Raw genomic sequence first — 649 nt, 5'->3', positions numbered from 1 at the left:
GCCGTCGGTGCCCGGCTGATCGGCATGGATCCCACGATCACCGGCACCAGGGTGGACGTCCTGGCCGACTCGGCCTACGGCTCCGGGGAAATGCTCGCCGCTCTCGCCCGCACCGGCCATACCCCGGTGATCAAGTCCTGGCCGCTGCGCCCAGCCGTCGACGGCGGGTTCACCCTCGATGACTTCAGCGTCGATGAGGCAGCCGGCACCGCGACCTGCCCGCACAACGTCACCCGCACCATCACCGCCAAACGGCGGGTCACGTTCGGCACAGCCTGCAACGGGTGTCCTCTCAGGGCCCGGTGCACCACCTCACCACGGGGACGCAAACTGGTCCTTCACGAACACGACGCGCTGCAGCGCGAACACCGTCAACGCGCCGCGGACCAGGCCTTCCAACACGAGTACCGCACGCACCGGCCCATGGTCGAGCGGTCCATCGCCTGGCTCACCCGCGGCAACCGGCGCGTTCCGCACCGCGGCATCAAACGGAACAACGCCTGGCTGCAGCTACGGATCGCGGGACTCAACCTGCGACGCCTCCTCACTCTGGGACTGACGAGGAACGAGGGATCATGGGCGCTGGGATAATCCACCTCTCGAACCCGACCCATCAATAAAACCACTGGATGACGCCCCAAATCAGGGG

At 67.2% G+C, this 649-nt stretch carries 1 protein-coding gene; it reads left to right on the top strand.

All coding sequences use genetic code 11. The features are described 5' to 3' along the window. A partial coding sequence (locus PV761_RS24225) for a transposase (protein ID WP_347900054.1) occupies positions 1-591 on the top strand: 591 nt, incomplete at its 5' end. Positions 592-649 lie beyond the last annotated feature (58 nt).

The organism is Arthrobacter sp. CC3, from assembly GCF_039907775.1.
In the GTDB taxonomy this organism is placed as follows: Bacteria; Actinomycetota; Actinomycetes; order Actinomycetales; family Micrococcaceae; genus Arthrobacter.
The sequence above is the reverse complement of the archived record's forward strand: the minus strand, read 5'-3'. Positions and strand labels throughout refer to the sequence as shown.